At 34.5% G+C, this 26,141-nt stretch carries 17 protein-coding genes and 1 tRNA gene; 8 read left to right on the top strand and 10 right to left on the bottom strand.

Translation table 11 applies throughout. From position 1 onward, the window contains the following. Positions 1-3: 3 nt before the first annotated feature. The 3 genes from nrfD to A8975_RS11775 are packed head-to-tail and all read right to left on the bottom strand — an operon-like array spanning position 4 to position 6,208. Positions 4-1,734: an NrfD/PsrC family molybdoenzyme membrane anchor subunit gene (gene nrfD / locus A8975_RS11785; protein WP_134200696.1), complete on the bottom strand. Its 1,731-nt coding sequence runs from the start codon at positions 1,732-1,734 to the stop codon at positions 4-6. A 35-nt stretch (positions 1,735-1,769) separates the two neighbouring features. Then, positions 1,770-4,883 (bottom strand): TAT-variant-translocated molybdopterin oxidoreductase, encoded by a 3,114-nt coding sequence (locus A8975_RS11780; RefSeq protein ID WP_134200694.1) that lies wholly within the window; start codon positions 4,881-4,883, stop codon positions 1,770-1,772. 35 nt (positions 4,884-4,918) lie between these two features. Then, the gene (locus A8975_RS11775) at positions 4,919-6,208 is read right to left on the bottom strand and encodes a cytochrome c3 family protein (RefSeq protein ID WP_134200692.1); all 1,290 of its coding nucleotides are present in this window, start codon (positions 6,206-6,208) and stop codon (positions 4,919-4,921) included. Between the two features lie 310 nt (positions 6,209-6,518). On the opposite strand from A8975_RS11775, the gene A8975_RS11770 reads away from it, so the two are divergent. Beyond that, positions 6,519-6,893: an SPOR domain-containing protein gene (locus A8975_RS11770; RefSeq protein ID WP_129760955.1), complete on the top strand. Its 375-nt coding sequence runs from the start codon at positions 6,519-6,521 to the stop codon at positions 6,891-6,893. Between the two features lie 71 nt (positions 6,894-6,964). On the opposite strand, the gene infB is transcribed toward A8975_RS11770, so the two are convergent. The 3 genes from infB to rimP are packed head-to-tail and all read right to left on the bottom strand — an operon-like array spanning position 6,965 to position 11,452. Continuing rightward, the gene (gene infB, locus A8975_RS11765; RefSeq protein WP_134200690.1) at positions 6,965-9,706 is read right to left on the bottom strand and encodes a translation initiation factor IF-2; all 2,742 of its coding nucleotides are present in this window, start codon (positions 9,704-9,706) and stop codon (positions 6,965-6,967) included. 30 nt (positions 9,707-9,736) lie between these two features. Further along, positions 9,737-10,975 carry a transcription termination factor NusA gene (nusA, locus tag A8975_RS11760; RefSeq protein ID WP_129760953.1) on the bottom strand — a complete coding sequence of 413 codons (1,239 nt, stop codon included), beginning with the start codon at positions 10,973-10,975 and terminating at the stop codon, positions 9,737-9,739. 12 nt (positions 10,976-10,987) lie between these two features. Next, on the bottom strand, positions 10,988-11,452 hold the full coding sequence (rimP, locus tag A8975_RS11755) for a ribosome assembly cofactor RimP (RefSeq protein WP_129760952.1): 465 nt from the start codon (positions 11,450-11,452) through the stop codon (positions 10,988-10,990). Between the two features lie 151 nt (positions 11,453-11,603). Here rimP and A8975_RS11750 point away from each other — a divergent pair, with 151 nt between their 5' ends. Beyond that, a complete protein-coding gene (locus A8975_RS11750; RefSeq protein WP_129760951.1) occupies positions 11,604-12,428 on the top strand; it encodes a universal stress protein in 825 nt (274 codons plus the stop codon). 51 nt (positions 12,429-12,479) lie between these two features. Here A8975_RS11750 and A8975_RS11745 read toward each other — a convergent pair. Next, a tRNA-Gln gene (locus A8975_RS11745) sits at positions 12,480-12,552 on the bottom strand. Between the two features lie 150 nt (positions 12,553-12,702). Between A8975_RS11745 and A8975_RS11740 the strand changes: the two genes are divergently transcribed. Both A8975_RS11740 and A8975_RS11735 read left to right on the top strand, forming a co-directional pair. Continuing rightward, positions 12,703-16,065, top strand: a complete 3,363-nt coding sequence (locus A8975_RS11740; RefSeq protein WP_134200688.1) for a DUF2723 domain-containing protein — start codon at positions 12,703-12,705, stop codon at positions 16,063-16,065. A gap of 17 nt (positions 16,066-16,082) precedes the next feature. Further along, entirely contained in the window at positions 16,083-16,724 is a 642-nt protein-coding gene (locus A8975_RS11735) for a polysaccharide deacetylase family protein (RefSeq protein ID WP_134200686.1), read from the top strand. Here the strand turns inward: A8975_RS11735 and A8975_RS11730 are convergent. Both A8975_RS11730 and A8975_RS11725 read right to left on the bottom strand, forming a co-directional pair. Continuing rightward, positions 16,721-17,017 carry a thioredoxin family protein gene (locus A8975_RS11730; protein WP_129760948.1) on the bottom strand — a complete coding sequence of 99 codons (297 nt, stop codon included), beginning with the start codon at positions 17,015-17,017 and terminating at the stop codon, positions 16,721-16,723. The genes A8975_RS11735 and A8975_RS11730 overlap by 4 nt on opposite strands. Before the next feature lie 140 nt (positions 17,018-17,157). Further along, entirely contained in the window at positions 17,158-18,393 is a 1,236-nt protein-coding gene (locus tag A8975_RS11725; RefSeq protein ID WP_134200684.1) for a metallophosphoesterase, read from the bottom strand. A 112-nt stretch (positions 18,394-18,505) separates the two neighbouring features. Between A8975_RS11725 and A8975_RS11720 the strand changes: the two genes are divergently transcribed. The 4 genes from A8975_RS11720 to A8975_RS11705 all read left to right on the top strand — a co-directional run bounded on the left by A8975_RS11720 (position 18,506) and on the right by A8975_RS11705 (position 24,473). Continuing rightward, positions 18,506-21,454, top strand: a complete 2,949-nt coding sequence (locus A8975_RS11720) for a GH92 family glycosyl hydrolase (RefSeq protein ID WP_134200682.1) — start codon at positions 18,506-18,508, stop codon at positions 21,452-21,454. Between the two features lie 19 nt (positions 21,455-21,473). Further along, complete coding sequence (locus A8975_RS11715; protein ID WP_134200680.1) at positions 21,474-22,784, top strand: sugar MFS transporter; 1,311 nt, start codon at positions 21,474-21,476, stop codon at positions 22,782-22,784. Then, a complete protein-coding gene (locus tag A8975_RS11710) occupies positions 22,781-23,788 on the top strand; it encodes an isoaspartyl peptidase/L-asparaginase family protein (protein ID WP_134200678.1) in 1,008 nt (335 codons plus the stop codon). The genes A8975_RS11715 and A8975_RS11710 overlap by 4 nt, the downstream gene beginning before the upstream one ends. A gap of 70 nt (positions 23,789-23,858) precedes the next feature. After that, the gene (locus tag A8975_RS11705) at positions 23,859-24,473 is read left to right on the top strand and encodes a response regulator (protein WP_131508799.1); all 615 of its coding nucleotides are present in this window, start codon (positions 23,859-23,861) and stop codon (positions 24,471-24,473) included. Here the strand turns inward: A8975_RS11705 and A8975_RS11700 are convergent. After that, positions 24,454-26,031 carry a histidine kinase dimerization/phosphoacceptor domain -containing protein gene (locus A8975_RS11700; protein WP_134200676.1) on the bottom strand — a complete coding sequence of 526 codons (1,578 nt, stop codon included), beginning with the start codon at positions 26,029-26,031 and terminating at the stop codon, positions 24,454-24,456. The genes A8975_RS11705 and A8975_RS11700 overlap by 20 nt on opposite strands. Positions 26,032-26,141 lie beyond the last annotated feature (110 nt).

Genomic DNA, 26,141 nt, shown 5'->3' with positions numbered 1-26,141 from the left:
CTTTTAGTTTATTAGTTTTTTAGCTTGTCCAGACCAATCATCACGTTCTGCTCTTCCTGGGAAAGAACCAGTAATTTCATCTAACAAGTCGTATTCTCTCTTTGTCATTTTACTTACCTGAACATAAGTAAAAATACCTATACTGTTAAGTACGTCTTCCATTTTTGGACCAATACCATTAATCACCTTAAGGTCATCAGCAGTTTGTGTACTTGGGTCGAACTTACCTATACTTTCAAATAAGCTATTTACTTTATCAGTATTGTCCTTTACTTCAGCCTTTGGTGCTGATTTTACTTCAACAGCTTTACCTGATGTTCTTTCATCTGCTCCAGTACCTGATAAACTTTCACCAGCTTCTCTTATTCTCTTATATCTTTCTCCTGAAGATTTTAAAATAGTCTTAACCTCTGCTTGAGCGATTACTGGGAATGTTCTAGAGTATAATAAGAATAGTACAAAGAAGAATCCTATTGTCCCAATGAAAATTCCAATATCAACAAACGTTGGAGAGAACATTGTCCATGAAGATGGTAAGTAATCTCTGTGTAATGATGTAACGATAATTACGAAACGCTCAAACCACATACCTATGTTTACAACAATAGAGATAAAGAACGAGAACATAATACTAGTACGTAGTTTCTTAAACCACATAAACTGTGGAGAGAACACGTTACAAGTCATCATCGCCCAATATGCCCACCAGTAAGGACCTGTTGCTCTGTTAAGGAATGCATATTGTTCATACTCTACACCAGAATACCAAGCAATAAATAACTCAGTAATATAAGCCACACCTACTATAGATCCTGTAATCATGATTACAATATTCATTAACTCGATGTGTTGTACAGTAATATAGTCTTCTAGGTTACACACTTTTCTCATAATGATAAGAAGTGTGTTTACCATTGCAAATCCTGAGAAAATCGCACCAGCAACGAAGTAAGGAGGGAAAATTGTAGTATGCCATCCTGGGATTACTGAAGTTGCGAAGTCAAAAGATACAATGGTATGTACAGAAAGTACAAGTGGTGTAGCTAAACCTGCTAATACCAATGATACTTCTTCAAAACGTTGCCAATCTTTAGCACGTCCTGTCCAACCAAAACTGATTAGAGAATATATTTTCTTTTGGAAAGGTTTTACTGCTCTATCACGAATCATTGCGAAATCAGGTAATAAACCAGTCCACCAGAATACTAATGATACTGATAAGTAAGTTGAAATTGCAAATACATCCCAAAGTAATGGTGAGTTAAAGTTAACCCATAGTGAACCAAACTGGTTTGGGATTGGTAATACCCAATATCCTAACCATGGACGACCCATGTGAATAATAGGGAACAATCCTGCTTGTACTACTGAGAAGATTGTCATCGCTTCCGCAGAACGGTTAATTGCCATTCTCCATTTTTGACGGAATAAAAGAAGTACTGCAGAAATAAGTGTTCCTGCGTGACCAATACCTACCCACCATACAAAGTTGGTGATATCCCAAGCCCAACCTACGGTTTTATTTAAACCCCAAGTTCCAATACCTGTTGATATGGTATATAAAATACATCCAATTCCCCAAAGAAAAGCTACCAGTGAAATTCCAAAAACTATCCACCACTGCTTATTTGCTTTACCTTCAATAGGTCTTGCCACATCCACAGTAACATCGTGGTATGATTTTTCACCTGTAACTAAAGGTCTTCTAATAGGTGCTTCGTAATGAGACGCCATAATTTGTTTATAATTGTTTCTTATTAATTCTTTTGTTAAGCTTCAGTTGTATTTCTAACTTTAGTTTGATATACAACGTTTGGTTTTGTACCAATATGTTCAAGTAAGTGATATGCTCTGTCATCTTCTTTAAGATGAGCTACCTTACTTTCTTTATTGTTAATGTCTCCAAAAATCATTGCTCCACTACTACAAGCAGCTGAACATGCTGTTTGGAACTCATCCTTTCTAACCTCTCTACCATCACGTTTAGCATCAAGAACTGTTTTTTGTGTCATTTGAATACACATAGAACATTTTTCCATAACACCTCTTGAACGTACTACAACATCTGGGTTTAATACCATACGTCCTAAATCGTCATTCATGTGATAATCGAACTCATCGTTTTGGCTATATAAGAACCAGTTGAAACGACGTACTTTATAAGGACAGTTGTTAGCACAGTATCTTGTACCTACACAACGGTTATAAGCCATATGGTTTTGACCTTGACGACCATGTGATGTTGCTGCCACAGGACAAACTGTTTCACAAGGTGCGTGGTTACAGTGTTGACACATTACTGGTTGGAAAGCTACTTGAGGATTTTCTGATGGGTTTTCCATCTCACCAAACTCACTTAATGAGCTTCCTAAACCAGAGATATTATCTTTCTTTTCATTATCGCCTTCAAAAGAGTCTTCTGAAGAATAATATCTATCAATACGTAACCAGTGCATATCACGACTACGACGAACTTCTTCTTTACCTACCACAGGTACATTATTTTCTGCATGACAAGCAATCACACATGCTCCACAACCTGTACAAGCATTTAAATCGATAGATAAGTTGAAGTGGTGTCCAATTGAACGATCAAACTCATCCCAAAGGTCAACATCTGGAGAAGTTACTGGAGTTTCCTCATGGTTAAGAGAAACAACAGGTATCTTATTCCAACCGTGTTTGTGGTCTTCTTTATCGTAAGTATTAAATATTTCAAGTGTAGTTTCTTTAATGATGTCTCCACGACCCATTAATGTATTGTGCAACTGAACACATGCAAACTCATGCATTCCAGCAGCAGCAGCTACAGTTACACTTTGAATATTATTAAAATCACTGTATAATTGGTAAGCATTAACTCCTGTTTTCATTTCATCTTTAAGTCCAGCCTTACGACCATACCCAAATGATAAACCTACAGAACCATTAGCTTGTCCTGGCTGAATTAATACAGGAACATTCTTTAAAGTTGTTCCGTTTACAGTAACATCAGCATAACTTCCATCTAAAGCTCCTGTTGCAACATGAACATTTTTAAGTCCAAGTTTATCAGCATCAGCTTTAGAAACAGTTAAATAGTTATCCCAAGACACACGAGAAATAGGATCTGGGAACTCTTGTAACCATGGGTTATTGGCTTGTTGACCATCTCCCATTCCTGTTTTGCTATATAATGTAAGTTCTAATCCTGAACCAGCTTTTGCAGAAGACGCTAAAGCTCTTGCTGCATTAGTTGAAGGTGCCTCAGCAGTATCTTCTTCTGTTGTAGCTTCTTCAACAACATCAATTGACACATTACTTACAAAAACACCATCATGTAACGCTTGGTTAAATGATCCTCCATTAAGTATTGAAGAATTCCAAGTGTCTTTTACATAATCATGATACGATACATCACTTCCAGACCATTTTAATAATGCATCTTGAAATTGTCTTGTATCAAACAAAGGACGAATTGTTGGTTGCATTAATGCATAATGTCCTTTTTTCATTTCTACGTCACCCCAAGATTCTAAGTAATGTGGTGCAGCAGCAATATATGTACAGTTAGTTGACGTCTCATCAGCTTTCATAGAAAAAGCGATAGACACTTTAGTGTTTTTTAGTCCTTCAGCAAAGTCAGCAGCATTAGGTAATGTATATAATGGATTAACTCCACTCATTATAATTGCTCCAACTTTTCCTGCTTTCATATCACTAACCAAAGTAGATACAGCTTTGTCACTACCTTGTCTAGTTTTTATTGGTGAAGCAGTATTGAATGCTTCACTGTTTAAGTACTCATTAATTTCTAATGCAACGGTTTGTGCATTTATATCGTTAAGTCCAGTTACAACTACAGCTTTTCCTTTAGCGCTTTTAAGCTCAGACGCTGTTTTAGTAACGGCTTGTAAAATATTTTCTGGTAAATCAACAGAAACAGAACCACCAACTACTTCGGCATAAAGCTTAGCCAATACCATTTTTTGTTGTGTTGGAGTTACTGGTACTCTTTTATCAGCATTAGCTCCTGATAGAGACATGTTTGATTCAAACTGAATGTGACGAGACATTTTTCCATGATCTGGAATTCTCTTTTTAGCATATGCAGAATCAAATCCACCACCTTGCCAATCACCTAAAAAGTCTGCTCCTACAGATACAATTGTCATTGCTTTAGAAAAATCGTAATCCGCTAATCCACGTTCTCCATATTTTGCTTGAAAAGCATCTAATGCAGCCGACTCAGAAACAGCATCGTATTGCACATGACGTACATTACCATATTTTGCTTTAAAATCAGCAATCAATCTAGATGTTGAAGGACTAGCAAATGTTTGTGTAAATAACACAATTTCTTTACCAGAATTCATTGCATCTGTTAAGGCTTGATTGGTTTCAGCATCAAATTGTTCCCAAGAAATTTCAGCGTCGCCTTTCATTGGTTTTTTAACTCTAAGGCTATCATATAACCCTAAAACCGAAGCATTAACTCTAGCATTAGCACTACCATTGGTAGCTGCCATTGTGTTGTTTTCGATTTTAATTGGACGACCTTCGCGAGTTTTAACTAAAACACTTGCAAAATCAAATCCGTCAGCAATTGTAGTTGCATAGTAGTTAGCAACACCAGGAATAATTTCCTCTGGTTGTACCACATAAGGGATTGACTTTATCACTGGTCCTTCACAGGCAGCTAATGATGCTGCAGCTGTACTAAAACCAACGTACTTTAAGAAGTCACGACGTGTTGTAGAAGAACTTTCTAATGAGGCTTTATCTCCTAAAAACTCATCAGTTGGAATTTCTTGAACAAACTCGTTCTGTTTTAGCGTCTCAACAACAGAGCTGTTTTGGTCTAGCTCTTCAACACTTTTCCAGTATTTCTTGTTTGATGACATATTATATAATTGAATTACTCTTTATTAATATTAAATTAGTAATGGCATTTACCACATTCCAGTCCACCCATTTGAGCAGCTGTTAATTTTTCAACTCCATATTTCTTAGATAACTGCTCATGAATTTTTTCATAATAGCCATTATCTTGAACTTTAACCTCTGTATCTCTGTGACAGTTAATACACCATCCCATTGTAAGTGGAGCATGTTGATACATAATTTCCATTTCCTCTACAGGACCATGACATGTTTGACATTGAATTCCTGCTACAGACACGTGCTGTGAGTGGTTAAAGTATGCAAAATCTGGTAGGTTGTGAATTCTAACCCACTTTACAGGTTGTGCTTGACCAGTGTATTTTTGATCTGCATCACTCCATCCTGCTGCTGCATATAATTTTTGAATTTCTCCATCATAAAACTCTTTGCTATACTCAGCAGTAGTTTCACCTGTATATTCAACAACTGATTTATGACAGTTCATACAAACGTTTAATGAAGGAATCCCTGAAGTTTTACTTACTCTTGCAGATGAGTGACAGTATTTACAATCGATACCGTTATCTCCTGCGTGTATTTTATGAGAAAAGTGTATTGGTTGTACTGGTTGGTATCCTTGATCAACACCTACTTGCATTAAATAACCATACACAAAATAACCACTAGTCAATAAAAAGAAGATTGCAGTAACCAATACTAAAAATTGATTTTGCACAAACGCTTTCCATAATGGTAATCCTTTGTCTTTTTGAGGAATCTCAATTCCTTTCGCTTCAGCAAATCTATTTAGTGTACGTCTTACCAATACTAAAGCAAAAGCCAACAATGCAAATAACAATGCTAATGCCCAAAGGATTATTTTGTTTGAAGTTCCTCCATTTGCAGCACCTTCACTATTAGTATTCTCTGGAGTTTCAGGTTTCTTTACCACAGCTTCTTGGGCTGTATACGCTAAGATATCTGAAATGTCTTGATCAGTTAATTGCGGGAAAGCCGTCATAGGTGTACCACTATATTCATTGAATATTTGGTTACCATAGGCATCGCCAGATTTAACAACTCCAGCACTGTTACGAATCCATGCAGCAATCCACTCTCTATCCAAACCATGGTCATCTGCTAATCTTTGCTCTACATGACGTAACGCAGGACCAGTCATCTTTCGATCTAGGTTATGACAAGAAGCACAATTGGTATTGAAAATAGATTTACCCTTAGCAGGATCACCTTCTTGAGCGTTAAGTGTTGTTGAAAACGTGAGTAAAAGAATAAACCCTAATTGAAGTATATTAGCGGTTAATTTACGGTATATCACCTGTTTCATATTGTTAGTTGAATTATCTTCCAAACTTTGGTATGATTTTTTCATTTAAAAAGAAAAAAATACAGTTATAAAATCTCACGCAAAAATAATACTTAAAGTCCATTTTAGAAATGTTACAGAAGTGTTAATTGGTAATTTATAAAGATTCTAAATAATATTGAAGCTTGCATTTTACTTAATTAAACACAGATATACTTTTGCTGAAATAAATTTTTTAATTTTACCGAATTGAAAAGTTGTTAATACTAAATGGTTTAGTATTTGCGTTTGAAAATTTTAATACTCTTAATAATAGATACGTATGACAAAAATGAACATAAAATCACTACTCGCCTTTTTAATTTTTATTGGATTTTCCTCAATAGGAAATGCTCAAGATGGTGTTGTTACTGTTGAACAAGACAAAGACATTGAAAAGTTATTACAGTTTAAAAAAGATGCTAAAACTGTTGACTTGTATAAAATACAAGTTTATCAAGGAAATCACTCTGGAGCTCAAAAAGCTGAGGCTGATTTTATGAAAACTTACAGCGAATGGCCTGTAAGCATGGAATATGAGACACCCAACTACAAGATTTGGGTAGGAAATTTTAGAAGTAGACTTGAAGCTGACAAGGCTTTACTTAAAATTAAAAAGAACTACAACAATGCTTTTATTTTTAAACCTAAAAGAGATAAAAGCTAAAACGAAAGATTATATCAAACAAAAAAGCGACTTAAATAAGTCGCTTTTTTTATATCTAATTGAAAGAGTAATTACTTCAATTTTTTCTTCACTTCTACTTCTTGGAATGCTTCTAATACGTCACCTTCTTTAATGTCGTTGTAGTTTTTGATTTGCAATCCACAGTCATATCCTTTAGATACTTCTTTAACGTCATCTTTAAAACGTTTAAGCGATGCTAACTCTCCTGTATAAACAACAACTCCATCTCTAATTAACCTTATTCCTGAGTTTCTATATATTTTACCGTTAGTTACCATACATCCTGCAATAGTACCAATTTTAGACACTTTGAATAGTTCTCTTATCTCTGCAGTACCAGTAATTTCCTCTTTAAGCTCTGGAGATAACATACCTTCCATTGCATCTTTAAGGTCATTAATAGCATCATAGATAATAGAATACATTCTGATATCGATTTCTTCCTTATCTGCAATTTGACGTGCATTCCCCATTGGTCTTACGTTAAATCCGATAATAATTGCATCAGAGGCAGTTGCTAAAAGCACATCACTTTCGGTAATGGCTCCAACACCTTTATGTATGATATTAACTTGAATTTCTTCGGTAGATAATTTCTGGAACGAATCAGTTAACGCTTCAACAGATCCATCAACATCACCTTTTAAGATTATGTTCAACTCTTGGAAATCTCCAAGTGCAATACGACGACCAATTTCGTCTAAGGTAATGTGACGTTGTGTTCTTACTGATTGCTCACGTTGTAATTGTGTACGTTTAGCTGCAATTTGTTTAGCTTCACGTTCATCTTCAAATACGTTGAATTTGTCACCTGCTTGTGGTGCTCCATCTAAACCTAAAATAGATACAGGAGTTGATGGTCCTGCAGCAGTAATGTCATTACCACGCTCATCATGCATAGCTTTTACCTTACCACTGTTTCTACCAGCAAGTACATAATCTCCAATTTTAAGTGTTCCGGCTTGTACCAAAATTGTTGATACATAACCTCTACCTTTGTCTAGGAATGCTTCAACAACAGTTCCGTTTGCAGGTTTATTTGGATTTGCTTTTAACTCTAATAATTCAGCTTCTAGCAATACTTTTTCAAGTAATTCATTAACACCTTGTCCTGTTTTTGCAGAGATATCATGCGATTGAATTTTTCCTCCCCAATCTTCAACCAATAAATTCATGTTTGCTAATCCTTCTTTAATCTTATCAGGATTTGCTGTTGGCTTGTCAATTTTATTAATTGCAAATACAATTGGAACACCTGCTGCTTGCGCATGTGCAATTGCCTCTTTGGTTTGAGGCATGATATCATCATCAGCTGCTACAACAATAATTGCCAAATCAGTTACTTGAGCACCACGAGCACGCATAGCTGTAAAGGCTTCGTGACCAGGAGTATCTAAAAACGCGATTTTTTGTCCGCTTTCTAAAGTAACTCCATAAGCTCCAATGTGCTGTGTGATTCCACCTGACTCACCTGCAATTACGTTTTCTTCACGAATGTAATCTAGTAACGATGTTTTACCATGATCTACGTGACCCATTACAGTTACAATTGGTGCACGAGATTTTAAATCTTCTGGTTTGTCTTCTACCTCTTCAATAGACTCTTCTATATCAGCAGTTACAAACTCAACTTCATAACCAAATTCATCTGCTACAACCGATAGTGTTTCAGCATCTAAACGTTGGTTCATTGTTACCATCATACCTAACGACATACATGCCGAAATAATTTCGGTAACAGAAATATTCATCATAGTAGCAACTTCACTTGCAGTAACAAACTCGGTTACTTTAAGAATTTTACTTTCAGCTGCTTCAGCTTGTAAGTCTTTTTCAGTTTGCTCTCTATGTTGTTCTCTTTTCTCTCTACGATATTTAGCTCCTTTACCTTTGTTGGATTTACCTTGAAGCTTTTCTAGAGTTTCTCTAATTTGCTTTTGAACTTCTGCTTCGCTTGGTTCTTCTTTAACAACAGCTGGACGTTTTCCTTTACCTTTGAAACCGCCTCTTTGGTTATTGTTTCTGTTAAAGTTATTATCTGATCCTGGTTTACTAATACGACGCCTTTTCTTTTTATTGGTGTCTCTATCAGATGAAGCCGCAGGTTTTTTATCTTCTTTTTTCTTCTTAGGCTTATTGAATTGAGATAAATCGATCTTATCACCAGCTATTTTAGGTCCTGAAAGTTTTTGGTATTGTGTTTTTAGTTTGTCATCACCAACAGCACCTTCGGTTGGAACTTCTTTAGCTTTAGGAGTTTCCTTTTTAGGTTCAGTTTTTTCGACTTTTGGAGTTTCCTCTACTTTAGGAGTCTCTTTTTTAACCTCGACTTTTTCGACTTTTTCTACCTTTTCAACCTTGTCTACTTTTTCTACCTTTTCAGTTTTTTCAACTTTAGGAGTTTCCTCTACTTTAGGAGTCTCTTTTTTAGGTTCGGTTTTAGGTTTGTCTAAATCAATTTTACCTACTTGTTTCGGACCGCTTAATTCAGCTTTGGCTTTAACGACTTTAGCTCGTTCTTCTTTTTTCGCCTTTTCTTCAAGCTCGCGCTCACGTTGTTCACGCAACTCTTCTTTTTCCTTAAGCTTTGCTTCACTAACTTCTTGAGACGCTACTTTTTTACTTGCATCTGTTTGAAACTCGTTGGAAAGAATTGCATAAACGTCTTCTGATATTTTTGTATTAGGACTTTTTTCTATCTCCACGTTTTTTGATTCTAGGAAATCAACTGCACGGTCAATAGAAATATTGAGTTCTCTTAATACTTTATTTAATCTAATTGTTTGCGCCATAAATTGCTTGTAATATAACTTAAATATATGTTATTCTTCAAATTCTTCCTTAAGAATTCTGATAACATCAATTATTGTTTCTTCTTCTAAATCTGTTCTCTTCACAAGGTCTTCAATATCTTGCTCTAGAATACTTTTAGCTGTATCAAGACCTGCTTTATTGAATTCTTCAATAATCCATCCTTCGATTTCATCAGAGAATTCAGTTAATTCTACATCTTCATCTTCTTCAGTTCCTTCTCTAAACACGTCAATTTCATAACCTGTTAATTGTCCTGCTAAACGTATGTTATGACCTCCTCTACCAATAGCTTTACTTACTTCTTCTGGTTTTAAAAGTACTTCAGCACGTTTTGCTTCTTCATCAATTTTTATTGATGTTACTCTTGCTGGACTTAATGCTCTTGTAATGTATAATTGTAAGTTGTTGGTAAAGTTGATTACATCAATGTTTTCGTTACCCAATTCTCTTACTATGCTGTGTATTCTAGATCCTTTCATACCTACACATGCTCCAACTGGATCTATTCTATCATCATAAGAATCTACAGCTACTTTTGCTTTTTCACCTGGAATTCTTACTACATTTTTTATGGTGATTAATCCATCAAAAACCTCTGGTATTTCTTGTTCAAATAACTTCTCTAAGAAAACAGGAGCTGTTCTTGACATGATAATTGCTGGCTTATTTCCTTTAAGCTCAACACTTTCAATAATTCCTCTTACATTTTCTCCTTTTCTAAAGAAGTCAGAAGGAATTTGTTTGTCTTTTGGTAAAATAATTTCGTTACCCTCATCGTCTAGCAAAATAATTGCTCTGTGACGAATGTGGTGTACTTCTGCTGTATAAATTTCACCTTCTAAATCTTTAAATTGCTTATAGATATTAGTATTGTCGTGTTCGTGTATTTTTGAAATTAAATTTTGTCTTAATGCTAAGATAGATCGTCTTCCTAAATCTATAAGTTTAACTTCTTCTGCTACATCTTCTCCTACTTCAAAATCTGGTTCTATTTTACGTGCTTCACTTAATTCAATCTCTTGGTTTGGTTCTTCTACTTCTCCATCTGCTACAACAATTCTATTTCTCCATATCTCTAAATCTCCTTTATCTGGGTTTATAATGATATCAAAGTTATCGTCATCTCCATACTTCTTTTTTAATGCATTTCTTAACACATCTTCTAAAATCGCCATTAACGTTACACGATCTATTAACTTATCGTCTTTAAATTCTGAAAAAGAATCAATTAACGCAACATTTTCCATATCTATTATGAATTAAAATTTTATTATAACTTTTGCCTCTAAAATATCATCGTATTTTATCTTGGCTTCTTTTTTAACAGTAACTTTTCCTTTACCTACTGGCTTAGGTTCTCTTGCTTTCCACTCTAGCATTATACCTTCTTCATCTTGATTAACAAGTGTTGCTTCAAATTTTTCGCTAGCTTTTGTCTTTACACCTAAAACTCTACCTATATTTTTTTTGTATTGTCTTATATGGCTTAGTGGTGTTGTAGCACCAGATGACATTACTTCTAAAGAAAAATCCTGATCTTCTCTGTCCAGATTATGCTCAATTGCACGACTTACAAATATGCAATCTTCAACAAGTACTCCGTTGTCGCCATCAATAATAATCTTAATGGCATTGTTATCTAACACCTCAAAATCAATCAAGAACAAATCTTGTCGTTCTTCTAAGGCTTTATCAAGTAATTCTTTTACGGTATCTCTAAACATTTTTAGTATAAAAAGAGGGGACTTCCCGTCCCCTCGTATTTTCTTTTTCCTTACAACGCTGCAAATATACAACAAATTAATTGATTTCTGCAAATAGGGTAAAGTCGATTTTTATTATTAAATTTATGTTATAACATTCAACGTCATCAATATGAAAAAAATTCTTGTACCAACCGACTTTTCTAAAGAAGCAGAAAACGCATTAAAAGTTGCTGCTCAATTAGCCAAAAAAGAGAATAGTGAAATCTACCTACTTCACATGTTAGAACTTCCATTACAGGAAGTTGATGCTATGAGTTCTCATAGCGCATTACCCGAAGCAATGTTCTTCATGAAATTAGCGCATCAAAAGTTTGAAAACCTTATGGCTAGCGATTATTTAGAAGGTATTACTGTACACGAAACTGTAAAATCTGACACCAATTTTGGCAACATCATTGACAAGTGTCATGAGTTAAACATAGACTTAATTGTTATGGGCTCACATGGCGCTAGTGGTTTTAAAGAAATGTTTGTTGGTTCAAATGCTGAAAAGGTTGTAAGAACGTCTGATATTCCCGTATTGGTGATTAAAAACGAGCACACTAGCTTTAATGTTAAAAACTTTGTGTTTGCTTCTGATTTTAAAAACGACAACAAAGAAACCTATAAGCAAGCAACCGATTTTGCCAGTGCATTTGGTTCAAAAATACATTTACTCATGGTAAATACCGCAAATACGTTTACAACTACAGCAAAAGCTAAAGAACGAATATTAGATTTTATAAAAGATTATGAATTTGACAATTACACGCTAAACATATACAACGACACCACTGTGGAAAGTGGCATTTTAAACTTCTCTAAAGATATTGACGCAGACCTAATAGGAATAAGCACTCATGGGAGACAAGGAATTGCTCATTTTTTTAACGGCAGTATAAGTGAAGACCTTGTGAATCATGCTAAAAGACCTGTGATTACATTTAAGATATAATCTCAAAACCCTAAAACAAAAAAGTCTTCCGCAATTGGAAGACTTTTTTTGTTGGCCTACTAGGGCTCGAACCTAGACTCTTCTGGACCAAAACCAGACGTGTTGCCAGTTACACCATAGGCCATCATTTCAAATGAGGATGCAAATTTATAACAAAGTTTCATTTGCACAAAAAAAAATCAAGAAAATAATTTAAAAACCTTAACGTTTACTTAAAAACCTTAGTGTTTATCATATTTATTATTAAATTCGCCCGCAACAATACTTAACACATATGACACATTTCAACTTCAAGAAATGGAATACCATTTTAGGATGGTTTGCTTTTACCGTAGCCCTTATTACATATGCGCTAACCATAGAACCAACAGTTAGCTTTTGGGATGCTGGAGAGTATATTTTAACTTCTTCTAAGCTACAAGTTGGACATCCTCCTGGAGCTCCATTTTTTCAAATGATGGGTGCATTTTTCTCAATGTTTGCTCTTGAACCTTCTCAAGTTGGTATGATGTTAAATATGATGAGTGCTGTAGCAAGTGCATTTACAATCTTGTTTATGTTTTGGACCATAAGCCTACTTTTAAGGAAACTAGCAGTTGCTTCACTACCTAAAAAAGAGGCTATCAATGATGAATATGACACTACTTTATTGTCTAAACAACAAAGCGTTGCCATCTTAGGAAGTGCTCTTGTAGGGAGTTTAGCTTTTACTTTTACCGATTCATTTTGGTTTAATGCTGTTGAAACAGAAGTATATGCAATGGCTGCCTTAATTATGTCTATTATGTTCTGGTTAGGGTTACGTTGGGAACAAGACATGAATACTCCTAGAGGTAACAGATGGTTAATTTTAATAGCTTTTGTTATAGGTATGTCTTTTGGTGTTCACTTTATGGGATTATTGACCATACCTGCTATTGGACTTATCTATTACTTTAAAAACTACAAAGAAATAACGGTTAAAAACTTCATTATTGCCAATGTTGTAGCAGTAGCTATATTACTTTTTGTGTTTAAACTATTAGCTCCAAACATTATGAGAGCGTTTAGTGCTTCGGAATTGTTTTTTGTAAATAGCATAGGATTACCTTTTAACTCAGGTTCAATTATTGCTGGTATTGTTTTAATTGCTATTATTTATTTCGGACTAAAATATACACGTCAAAAAAACTACAAGTATTTAAACACAGGAATTCTTTGTTTAACGTTTATTATCATTGGTTTTTCTTCATGGTTAATGCTACCAATTAGAGCCAATGCTCAAGTTGTCATTAACGAAAACAACCCTTCTAGTGCCAGAGAACTTTTAGCATATTATAACTTAGAGCAGTACCCAGAAACTCATTTGTTCTATGGACCATTGTTTACCGAGCAATACACTGGTTATGATGCCAATCAACCTTTTATTGATGATAAACCTAAATACGAAAAAGACGAAAAGTCTGGAAAGTATATTGTTGTAAACGATTGGAAAAACGCCAAACAAAACTACAATTCTGAGCAAGCTTCTATTTTACCAAGAATGTGGAGTACAGAGCATGCCGAAAACTATATGATGTTTACTGGCTTACTAGATTTTAAAATCAAGCCCGAATATCAAATGGAAAACCAAGTAAGAGCTTTGGTTAATGATTTTAGACAGCAAGTTGCTGAAGGTAGAATTGATTATGAAGATTACCATTTATTCCTTAAAAGATACGGTCAAGAATTTTTAGACATTGAAAAACCGTCATTACTTCAAAATGCTGGATACATGTTAGAGTACCAATTAGGTTATATGTATTGGCGTTATTTTATGTGGAACTTTGTAGGAAGACAAGACGATATTCAAGGAAAGTATGACGATTTACACGGTAACTGGATAAGTGGTATTGATTTTATTGACGAAATGCATTTAGGCATGTCGCAAAAAAACTTACCAAGCGATGTAGAAAACAATAAAGCACGAAACACCTACTATTTCTTACCGCTTATCTTAGGGCTTATAGGGTTTTTATTTTTACTCAGTAAAGACAAAAAACTGTTTTGGACTATGCTAGTTTTCTTCTTGTTTACAGGTTTAGCAATTCAGTTCTATACAAACATTCGACCTTTTGAGCCTAGAGAAAGAGACTATTCGGTTGTTGGTTCGTTTTATGTGTTTGCCATTTGGATTGGTTTTGGAGTGTACTCTATTTTTGAAGGCTTAAAAAAGTATTCGTCTTCAAAATTCTTAGCGCCATCAATAACCCTTGTGTGTTTAATTCTTGTACCAGGAATTCTTGCGGCAAACAATTGGGATGACCATGACAGGTCTGAAAGAGAAACAGCCCATGCAATGGCTATTAAGTATTTAGAATCTTGTGCGCCAAATGCCATTTTATTCACTATTGGTGATAATGATACATTCCCGCTTTGGTATGCTCAAGAAATTGAAGGAATACGAACTGACGTAAGAGTTGTAAATACAAGTTTATTCCAAACCGATTGGTATATCGATCAAATGAAACGAAAAGCGTATGAGAGTGACCCAATTCCTTCTCAACTAACGCATGACCAATATAAGTTTGGAACAAGAGACTATATCATGAGAAGGGAAATTACCAAAGACACGCTTATGATAAAAGACTTTATGAACTTTGTAAGTAGTGACGATCCTAGATACAAGCTAAAATATATTCTTCAACGAGAAGGTGAAGACCTTAGCTACTACCCAAGTAATTTATTAAACTCTAACTATTTTCCAACATCTCACATTAGAGTTCCTGTTGACAAAACTTCTGTTTTAGAACATGGTATCGTAAAACCTAAAGATGCTGATAAAATACTACCTTATTTAGACGTTGAAATAAAAGGAGGCGCTTTATATAAAAACAGATTGCTAATGCTAGATATAGTAGCTAACAACAATTGGGAACGTCCAATTTATTTTACTGGAGGTGCATTTGGTGACGATGATTATATCTGGATGAAAGACTACCTGCAACTAGACGGTTTATGCTACAAACTTGTGCCAATAAAAACACCTGTTGACAGAGCAAACCCATTTGATATGGGACGTGTAGATAGCGAATTAATGTACGAAAAAGTTATGGCTTGGGATTGGGGAAATAGTGGTAACGAAAACGTATACCATGATACCGAATCTAGAAAGAATGGAATAACTTACAGAGGCAATCTTGCGCGTTTGGTGGAGCAACTAATTAATGAAGAGGAGTACGATAAAGCTGAAAAAGTAGCTGATTTAGCTATGGAAAAAATGCCTGTTGATATTTTTGGGTATTACACACTTTTAGAACCATACATTAGTGCTTACTACGAAGTAGACAAAGTGGAAAAAGGTAGAGACCTATTTAAAAAGGTAAGTAAAAAATACCAGGAAAGTTTAACCTATTACAGTGGATTATCTATTGAAAATCAAACACGTTATCTTGACGAAATTGTTACTGATATTGAGCGCTATCGTGCTTTAGTAGATATATTAGTGATTTATAAAGATGGTGATTTTGCTTTAGAAGAAACTGAAAGGTTTAACAATTATCTTAAGCTTTTCAATCACTTTGCTGGAGACGAACCTGAAGATGATGATCAGCCTTTAATGGATGACTTAGATATTATATCAAACGACTCGGTTGATAGTCTTTTTAATATGGAATAAATTGTTAGGGTTTTCGTATGAAAATAACTCCTACTAAAACACCTTTGGTGGTAAAGAAGATGTTTCCAAATTACATTTGGGACATTCCTACTGAACAAAAAACAATTTATCTCACTTTTGATGATGGTCCAACACCTGAAATAACGCATTGGACTCTAAACACATTAAAACAATACAATGCAAAAGCGACGTTCTTTTGTATTGGTAGTAATATTGAAAAGCATCCAGATATTTTTCAGGATATAATCAATGAAGGTCATAGCATTGGTAACCATACCTACAACCATTTAAAAGGCTGGAAAACCCAAAAACAAGAATATATAGACGATGTTTTAAAAACCCAATCTTTAATAGAACATCAACAAACATCTAAGTTATTTCGTCCTCCTTATGGAAAAATAAAACCCAAGCAAGCTAACGAGTTAATTCAAATGGGTTATAAAATTATTATGTGGGATGTATTGTCTTTTGATTGGGATGCTACAATATCTAATGCAGCTTGTTTAGAAAATGTAATCTCCAAAACAAAAAAAGGGAGCATTATTGTCTTTCATGATAGCCTCAAAGCTGCTTCAAATCTGCAATATGCTTTACCTAAGGTTTTAGAACACTACAGCAATCTTGGATTTTCTTTTAAGAATATAGTTATACCTGATTAGATATACTCTTGAATAATACCTATTAAAGTATTAGCGTCTTGCTCACCACTGTGACGCCATTTCATTTCACCACCTTTGTAGATAATTAGTGTTGGTAAGCCTTTAACCCTTAAAGCTTCAGCAAGCTCTTTGTTTTTATCAACGTCAATTTTAATGACCTTTGCCTTATCACCAAGAGCAGCTGCAACGTCTCTTAACACAGCATGCATTGCCTTGGATTGCTCATTCCATTCTGTAAAAAAGTCTAACAGAACAGGAATGTTAACATCTATTAATTCCCCAAATTTTGACATACTTTAAAGTTTTAAGTCAAATGTTGTTATTAAACCTAGATGATTTTAGGTATGATTTAACTAATATCATCTAGTAGATTCACTCTTACTTATTTATAAAAATAAGCAATTTTAAGAGTAAATATAACATTTCCTTGCAATTAAGCGTTTTTTGTTCCCTTTTTGAGCTCTATAACTGTTACTTCTGGCCATATACCAACTCGTCCTGGAAACGCATGATAACCAAAACCTCTATTAACATTTATATATCTTCCAAACTCTTCATATAAACCTGCCCATTGTTTATAAACATACTGAGAAGGACTCCATTTGAAAATCCCTGGAATTTCAATTCCCATCTGCAATCCATGAGTGTGACCACTAAGCGTAAGTTGATAATTAAAATCGTCTTTCTTTACCATGTACTCCCAATGAGATGGATCGTGAGATAGCAATATTTTAAAATCGTCTTTATTTATTCCTTCGGAAGCTTTAACCAAATCACCTGATTGATTAAACCCTTTTCCCCAGTTTTCAACACCTACAATAGCAATTTTCTGACCGTCTTTCTCTATGTAACGGTTCTCATTCAGTAATAATTCAAATCCTATTTTTGGATGAATGTCTTTTACCGCTTTAAAATTGTTAATCTTATCTTCATTTGTTAACCAATCAACATAGTCGCCATAATCATGATTTCCTAATACTGAAAACTTACCCATTGGTGCATCTAGCTGCTTAAAAACATCAACCCAAGTATCCATTTCATCAGCCTTATTATTTACAATATCACCAGTAAAAAGAATAATGTCTGATTTTTGTTCGTTAATTAAATCAACACCATACTGTATTTTGTTCTTATTGGTAAAACTCCCTGAATGTATATCGGAAATCTGTGTAATGGTTAAACCATCAAAAGCCTCAGGTAAATCTTCAAAAGACAATTGATATTTTAAAACCTTGTAGTTATATCTTCCCTGAATAATTCCGTATAAAAATGAAGCAAATGGGATGGCTGCCAACCCTAAAGCCAGCTTAGAAACAAAAACACGCCTACCAACAAAAGATTGCGTTTCTCCACTTGAAAATACTGAAACAAGTTTTAGAATAACTCGTACAATATCTTCGCCAAACATCATTATAATTAATATTGCTTTTGGGATAAGAATTGTAAGCATAAAGCCAACTGCATACTGAAATTGCATGGTTTGCCCTAAACTTCTTGGAGTAGAAAACATTACATATATTAAGTTGGCATAAACTAATGCAGAAACACCTAGCCAACTCCATTTAACAACACGACTTTTAGTAACCGTTTTTAAGGCTTGAAAAGCATAAATTTCAGCTACCAAAATAATAGCTGAAAGTATCACAAGCCTAATAATCCATCTCGACATAAACTAAATTTAATCAAAGATAACCGAATTTAAAATCTTTTATCTTCAATCATTTTATATTTAACTATATGTTAAGATTTAGTATCTTTTGCCTCCAATTTAATACCTCAGCATGAAACGTTGCTTTTTTATTGTTTTATTGACATCCTTTTTTTTCGGATGCACTGAAAACAAACCATTTGAACCTGCTCAAAAAGACAAATCTTTAATTTCTTATGTTAATCCGTTTATTGGTACTGGTGGTCATGGCCATACCTATCCTGGAGCAACTATACCTTTTGGTATGATGCAACTGTCTCCAGATACGCGACTTGATGGTTGGGATGGTTGCTCTGGATATCATTATTCAGATGAATATATCTATGGCTTTTCGCATACACATTTAAGCGGAACAGGAGTTTCTGACTATGGTGACATTTTATTAATGCCAACAAACAAGGTTGCTTTTAATAATGGAGCTAACGGAAAATCAGGTTACAGAGCACATTTTTCTCATGACAACGAAATTGCTGAACCTGGTTATTATAAAGTACATTTAGATTCTACAGAAATTGATGTAGAACTCACTGTTTCCAAACGAAGTGGTATACATAAATACCAATTTCCTTCTTCTGAAAATCAATATGTGATTTTAGATTTAGACCATCGCGACCAACTTTTGGACTATAAAATTCAGATGGTCGATAGTCAATCGATTAAAGGTTACAGACATTCCAAAGCTTGGGCAACAGACCAACGTTTGTTTTTTGACATGTATTTTTCAAAACCTATTGAAAGTATTTCTTATGTTGAAAATGACACTGAAGTTTCAAAAAACTACAAATACCAAAGCAAAAAGGCTGCTATAAAATTCAAAAAACCAAACAATGATCCTATTTATATTAAAATAGGTATTAGTGCAGTTGATGAAGCTGGCGCAAAACTTAATTGGGAAACTGAAATAGGAGACAAAACCTTTGACAATATTAAAACCGAAGCTCAAAACACTTGGGAGCAGCAACTAGAAAAAATTGTGGTTGAAAGCACAAATAATGACTACAAAACCAACTTTTACACAGCATTATATCACACCATGATTGCGCCAAACTTATATCAAGATGTTGATGGAAGATATCGTGGTATGGATTTGGAAATTCATGAAACTAAAGATTTTGAGTATTACACAGTGTTCTCGCTTTGGGATACCTATCGTGCAGCGCATCCGCTTTACACCATTATTGAAGAAGACCGAACGAACGATTTCATCAATACATTTTTAGCAAAATATGATGAAGGCGGCATCATGCCAATTTGGGATTTAAGCGCTAATTACACGGGCTGCATGATTGGTTATCACGCAGTTCCTGTAATTGCTGACGCTTACTTAAAAGGGATTCGTGGGTACAAGACCGAAAAAGCTTTTGAAGCCATGAAGCACAGTGCGACACGAGATAAATTAGGATTGAAAAGCTACAAAGAATTTGGATTTATTCCTGTAGAAGAAGAAAGTGAATCGGTTTCAAAAACTTTGGAATATGCCTATGACGACTGGACCATTGCTCAAATGGCAAAAGCCATGAACAAAACCGAAGACTACAAAACTTATACGGAACGCGCGCAATATTATAAAAACAGTTATGACCCAGAAACCAAATTTATGCGTGGTCGTTTTAGAAATACTTGGTTTGCACCTTTTGATCCTTATGAAGTGAACTTCAATTATACCGAAGCTAACTCTTGGCAATACAGTTTTTATGTGCCTCAAGATATTTCCGGGTTTATGAATTTATTAGGAGGAAAAGACAAACTCGAAACCCAATTAGACACGTTATTTACTGCAAACGACAAAACTTCTGGACGTCATCAAGTAGATATCACAGGTCTCATTGGTCAATATGCACATGGCAATGAACCAAGTCATCACATGGCTTACCTTTATAATTTTGTAAATAAACCGCATAAAACTCAAGAACGCGTTCACCAAATTTTAACCGAATTGTACACCAACACACCTGATGGTATTTCGGGTAATGAAGATTGCGGACAAATGAGCGCATGGTATGTATTTTCATCAATGGGATTCTATCCTGTTACGCCAGCAAGTAATGAATATATTATAGGCACACCTTTATTTGACAAAGCCACAATCAATATGGAAAATGGTAAGCAATTTAATGTTATTGCTACCAATTTAAGTGACAAAAACATTTACATTGAGCATGTTTACCTCAACGGAAAATCGCTTGACAGAACATTTATTTATCACAACGAAATTGCAGAAGGTGATACATTAGAATTTAAAATGACCGACAATCCAGCTGTTTGGGGAAGTCAAGAAGGACAAGAACCTAATACAAGCATTGACGAACATCTCGTTGTTCCTGTACCTTTTATTGCAAAAGGCGATGTCGCTTTTAAAGGTGAAACCGAAGTTGTTCTAGAAAATGTAGATAAAAGCGCTTCCATTTTTTATAGTTTGAATGATGAAGATTTCAAATTATACGATGCGCCTTTTACAATTTCAGAAGCTACAAACTTAAAAGTGTATTCAGAAAAAAACAAAATCAAAAGCGCAACGGTTGAAACCAAGTTTTATAAAATAGACCCTAACCTTTCTATTACTCTTGAAACCGAATACGCCAATCAATACAATGGTGGTGGCAACGATGCTTTAATTGATGGTATTCTTGGAACCCAAGATTTCAGAACTGGTACTTGGCAAGGGTATCATAATACTGATTTGATAGCAACAGTAGATTTAGGAAAAGAAACCCTTGTTAATCTGGTTACCATAAACTTTCTGGAAGATCAACGCTCTTGGATATTTTATCCTACTGAAGTCGCTTGTTTTGGTTCCATTGATGGTAAAACATTTACACCTATTGATTCACCTCGCGTATCAGAAAACATTTCTCCAAATGAAAACGTAGAAATCAAACAATTTCACTTTAAACAAGTGCCAAAAAAATACCGTTACATAAAAATAAAAGCCAAAACACTGGGCGAACTCCCTGAATGGCATTTAGGTTACGAACACGATGGAAGAAGCTGGCTATTTGCTGACGAAATTACTATTAAATAAAACTAACTAACATTTAATCATGACCCAACAAAAATCCTATCGTTCTTCATTCATTCTACTTACTGTATTATTTTTTCTTTGGGGATTTATAACAGTTTTAGTCGATTCCCTCATACCTCGATTAAGAGAGCTTTTCACACTCACCTACTTTCAAGCAGGTATGGTTCAATTTGCATTTTTTGGTGCCTTTTTCTTACTGTCAATTCCTGCGAGTTATATTCTATCAAAAATTGGTTATAAAAAAGGAATTATTCTAGGCTTGGTTACTATGGCATTAGGTTGCTTGTTGTTTTATCCTGCAGCCTCCTATCGTGTATTCGGAATATTTATGTTGGCTTATTTTATTTTAGCTGGAGGTATTACCATTTTACAGGTAGCGGCAAATCCGTATGTTGCGGTTTTGGGTTCTGAAGATGGTGCATCTAGTCGATTAAACTTATCGCAAGCCTTCAATTCATTAGGAACTGCAATTGCTCCTGCCATTGGTGCATTATTCATTTTAAGTGATAAAATTAAAACTAAAGACGAAATAGATGCTTTGGTTGGCACTGCCAAAGAACAATATTTAATTGCTGAAGCATCAGCTGTTCAAACACCTTTTATTGGTTTAGCGATATTTATCATACTTATTGCTGTCTATTTCTTTTTTGCTAAACTCCCAAAACTTATTAGTGAAACCGAAACAGGGACATATAAAGATGCCTTAAAACAGAAAAACCTTATGCTTGGTGTATTTGGTATTTTCTGTTATGTAGGAGCCGAAGTTGCTATAGGTAGCTACTTGGTAAATTATTTCATGGATATGAATTTAGTATCACTCATCAAAGAAGAAGGGTTTATGAAATCAATCGCTGAATCACTATTAAATTCTGGTTTAGCTGAAAAAGATGACAAGGCAGTTGTTGGTGTATTTGTTACCTTTTATTGGTCAGGTGCTATGATAGGACGTTTTATAGGTTCGTACTTAACCAAAATCATTAACCCAGGAAAAGTACTTGGTATATTTGCTACTTGTGCTGTTGCTTTAATCTTGATATCTATTAGTACAACAGGATTGGTTTCAATGTGGAGTATTTTAGCGGTAGGATTATTCAATTCTATTATGTTCCCTACCATTTTCACATTGGCTATTGATGGTATTGGGTCATTAAAACCAAAAGGTTCAGGGCTTTTATGTACTGCTATTGTTGGTGGTGCTATTATTCCGCCTGCATACGGATTTCTAACAGATAACATCGGATTTAAACCTGCTTTATTTTTGGTGATTTGTGCTTATGCTTACATCTTGTATTATGGTTACCGAAACTCTAAAAAAACTTTTAATCTATGAAACGCAGACACTTTATAAAAAACGCTTCACTTACTGGAGTTGGATTAACCGTTGGTTCATCAATAATTGCATGTGCTCAAGAGAATTCAAAAACCGAAAAAACTTCAGTTGTTGCAAACCCGAAAGCATCACTTCCTTTAGTTATTGCTACTTGGAATGTACCTAATGCTACTTCAAAAGCTTGGGAAACTCTAAAAAATGGAGGCTCTGCATTAGATGCCGTTGAAAAAGGTTGTATGGTTGAAGAAGCTGATGTCAATAATACTTCCGTAGGAAAAGGTGGTTTACCAGATCGTGATGGTCACGTAACGTTAGATGCGTGCATTATGGACAAGCATGGTAATTGTGGTTCAGTAGTATATCTTGAAAATATTGTACATGCTGTTTCAGTAGCCCGTAAAGTTATGGAAGACACACCACATGTTATGCTTGCTGGAAAAGGCGCTGAACAATATGCCTATGAATTAGGAATGCCAAAGGACAACTTACTAACGGAATCATCAAAAAAAGCTTGGGAGGAATGGAAAGTAAAAAGCGAGTACAAACCTATTATTAATATTGAAAATCACGATACTATTGGCATGCTTGCTATTGATGAAAATGGCGATATTTCTGGTGCCTGTACAACAAGTGGTCTTGCTTATAAAATGACTGGTCGTGTTGGTGATAGCCCAATAATTGGTTCTGGTTTATTTGTAGACAACGAAATTGGTGCTTGTGTAGCTACTGGATTGGGTGAAGAAGTTGTAAAAACAGTTGGTAGCTTTCTGGTGGTTGAACTGATGCGCCAAGGCAAATCGCCGCAAGAAGCTTGTGAAGAAGCTATAAATCGTATTGTTAGTAAACCTAATAGTAATTACAAGGATTTTCAGGTTGGGTACATTGCTGTAAACAAACAAGGAGAAACAGGAAGTTATTCTATTCATAACGGTTTTAGCATGACAAAATTTCAAAATGGAGAGAATACCAATCAAACATCTAATCATTTTATAAAAACAGAATAAGCACTTTTTTAACAACTTAACCTTTAATTAAAATAGGTATTGCTATCTTTAAATTATAAAACAATGCCTTATGTCAGCCATTCGTGTACTTATTATTGAGGACGACCCAATCATTTCTGATGACATAAAAGATATGCTTACTAGTGCAGATTATTTTGTGGTTGGTATTGCCTATGATAAAAATGACGCTTTACAAGCAGTAGATGAATTGCAACCTGACTTAATACTTTTAGATATAAATTTAGAAGGTGAATATGAAGGTTTTGAAATTGCTGAACACATAAATAAAACACGTAAAATACCGTTTTTATATCTGACTTCGTACTCTAGCAAAAACATTATTGAGCGCGCAAAAAACACATTTCCTATGGGATATATTGTTAAACCTTTTAATGAGCGCGAACTATTTTCTAGCATTGAAATTGCCTTACATAATTTTTCAAAGTTTGTGCTTCCTGTAGCACTTAATCGCGACACAATAAATAATTTAATAACAACACCTTTAACGCAAAAAGAATTTGATGTGCTAAAAGGACTTTACAGTGGAAAAACAAATCAGCAACTAGCCGATGAGCAATTTGTAAGTGTCAATACTATTAAAACCCACATTAAAAATATTTACGAAAAACTGAATACACATACACGGTCAGAAACTATTACACTTCTTAACGAGCTACTTTATTAGTTTTAGGAATTGTTATACTTATATGCGTTCCGTGAGTATTATTAGTCTCAATAGTTGCTTTCAACTTTTGCGTTAACGAGCGTATTAATCGTTGCCCGAAGGTTTCTTCTTTACCTCTTTTTATTATTTTTTCTGAAATACCAACACCATTATCAAAAACAACAAGGTTATAGTTCATTGCTGTTTCAGTCATTTCAATCTGAATTTTTGGTTCTAAATTTGCTTCTACACTATTAAAAGCATGTTTTAAAGAATTAGTTACCAACTCATTAACAATAAGCCCAATATGAATTACCTTTTCTATATCTAGCACGATATCTTTTGCTTTTACTGTCGCAGTAATTTCTTTTCCTGTTTTGTGATACGAACTAAAAATACTATCAACCAATCCTTCAAAATAACTCTGAATATTAACTGTTGTTAAATCTTCGCCAGTGTATAAATTTTTATGAAGAATTGCCATAGATTGCACGCGATTTCTTCCATTTTGAAGTGCCTCAAGCGCTTTCGGGTCTTCCACATATTTAGACTGTAAATTGAGTAAGCTAGATATCATCTGTAAATTATTCTTTACACGATGATGTGTTTCATGAAGCAACAATTCTCTATCACTTAACGCCTTGGAAATGGTGTTGTTTTTGCTTTTAATTTTTCGATAAAGTTGATATAAAGCAATGGCTGCAATACTCAACAATAACAAAGCTACAAGCGATATGAGTTGAATAGATTTTGATCGTGATAATTTAGTTTCAGAAAGCTCTTTTTCTTTATTGAGCAACGTAATTTCAGCATCCTTTTTTTGCTGATTGTAGCGCGCATCTTTTTCAGCTATAATCTCGATAGATTCTTCCGAATAAATAGAATCACTCAACCTTTTAAAGGCTTTAAAATTGACTAAAGACGATTTATAATCGCCATTTTTTTCATAAGCTTCAGATAGTAATTGATAAGCCGCTTGTTGCTGATACAATGATTGATGCTCATCATAGCTAAATACATCTTTTAAGTGTGAAATAGCTTCAGGATAACGTTTCAGCTTAATGAGTACTTCACCCATATTTAGCTTTGATTCGCACAAATTATAGGTGCTACTTAAGTTCTCTCGAATTTTTAAAGCTTTTAAATGTTCTTGGTAAGCATCGTTTAACCTACCTTGTTCTTGCCTTAACACACCTAAAAAATCATAATGAAAGCCCATTTCACGCAACGTAGGAAACACTGCATTCAGCGCTTTTTGTTTCATTAGGTGCATTTCAGCTTTATCAAACTCACCCAATTCAGTATAAAGCATCCCTAAATTGGCATTAGCACTTGCCATACCAGCACTGTCATTGAGTTTCTCATATTGTTCTAAAGCTAAAAGGTATTTGTCTTTACCTTTTTCAATTTGATCCATATTAAGGTAAAACCCAGCCAAAGAGTTATTGATATCAGCTTTTTGTTCGGCAGTTCCAAGCTTATCATAAATGCTAGCAACCTCAATCAAGTGGTTTTGAGAAATAACATTATTACCCAAAAACATATTTATAGTTCCTATAAAATGACCGCTTTTAGCCATGTCAATAGAATCTTTTTTTCGTTTAGAATAATTGTAAATAGACTGATAATAATCTAAAGCCGTTTTATAATCACCTTGCCAACGATGACTAGCGGCAAAAATGTAGTTAT

It is taken from the genome of Meridianimaribacter flavus (assembly GCF_004366715.1).
Classification (GTDB): Bacteria; Bacteroidota; Bacteroidia; order Flavobacteriales; family Flavobacteriaceae; genus Gaetbulibacter_B; species Gaetbulibacter_B jejuensis.
The sequence above is the reverse complement of the archived record's forward strand: the minus strand, read 5'-3'. Positions and strand labels throughout refer to the sequence as shown.

What these genes read in the sequence shown, in the direction of transcription:
- nrfD (WP_134200696.1), bottom strand. Translation starts at nt 1,734, where the DNA reads ATGGCGTCTCATTACGAAGCACCTATTAGAAGACCTTTAGTTACAGGT.
- A8975_RS11780 (WP_134200694.1), bottom strand. Translation starts at nt 4,883, where the DNA reads ATGTCATCAAACAAGAAATACTGGAAAAGTGTTGAAGAGCTAGACCAA.
- A8975_RS11775 (WP_134200692.1), bottom strand. Translation starts at nt 6,208, where the DNA reads ATGAAACAGGTGATATACCGTAAATTAACCGCTAATATACTTCAATTA.
- A8975_RS11770 (WP_129760955.1), top strand. Translation starts at nt 6,519, where the DNA reads ATGAACATAAAATCACTACTCGCCTTTTTAATTTTTATTGGATTTTCC.
- infB (WP_134200690.1), bottom strand. Translation starts at nt 9,706, where the DNA reads ATGGCGCAAACAATTAGATTAAATAAAGTATTAAGAGAACTCAATATT.
- nusA (WP_129760953.1), bottom strand. Translation starts at nt 10,975, where the DNA reads ATGGAAAATGTTGCGTTAATTGATTCTTTTTCAGAATTTAAAGACGAT.
- rimP (WP_129760952.1), bottom strand. Translation starts at nt 11,452, where the DNA reads ATGTTTAGAGATACCGTAAAAGAATTACTTGATAAAGCCTTAGAAGAA.
- A8975_RS11750 (WP_129760951.1), top strand. Translation starts at nt 11,604, where the DNA reads ATGAAAAAAATTCTTGTACCAACCGACTTTTCTAAAGAAGCAGAAAAC.
- A8975_RS11740 (WP_134200688.1), top strand. Translation starts at nt 12,703, where the DNA reads ATGACACATTTCAACTTCAAGAAATGGAATACCATTTTAGGATGGTTT.
- A8975_RS11735 (WP_134200686.1), top strand. Translation starts at nt 16,083, where the DNA reads ATGAAAATAACTCCTACTAAAACACCTTTGGTGGTAAAGAAGATGTTT.
- A8975_RS11730 (WP_129760948.1), bottom strand. Translation starts at nt 17,017, where the DNA reads ATGTCAAAATTTGGGGAATTAATAGATGTTAACATTCCTGTTCTGTTA.
- A8975_RS11725 (WP_134200684.1), bottom strand. Translation starts at nt 18,393, where the DNA reads ATGTCGAGATGGATTATTAGGCTTGTGATACTTTCAGCTATTATTTTG.
- A8975_RS11720 (WP_134200682.1), top strand. Translation starts at nt 18,506, where the DNA reads ATGAAACGTTGCTTTTTTATTGTTTTATTGACATCCTTTTTTTTCGGA.
- A8975_RS11715 (WP_134200680.1), top strand. Translation starts at nt 21,474, where the DNA reads ATGACCCAACAAAAATCCTATCGTTCTTCATTCATTCTACTTACTGTA.
- A8975_RS11710 (WP_134200678.1), top strand. Translation starts at nt 22,781, where the DNA reads ATGAAACGCAGACACTTTATAAAAAACGCTTCACTTACTGGAGTTGGA.
- A8975_RS11705 (WP_131508799.1), top strand. Translation starts at nt 23,859, where the DNA reads ATGTCAGCCATTCGTGTACTTATTATTGAGGACGACCCAATCATTTCT.
- A8975_RS11700 (WP_134200676.1), bottom strand. Translation starts at nt 26,031, where the DNA reads ATGGCTAAAAGCGGTCATTTTATAGGAACTATAAATATGTTTTTGGGT.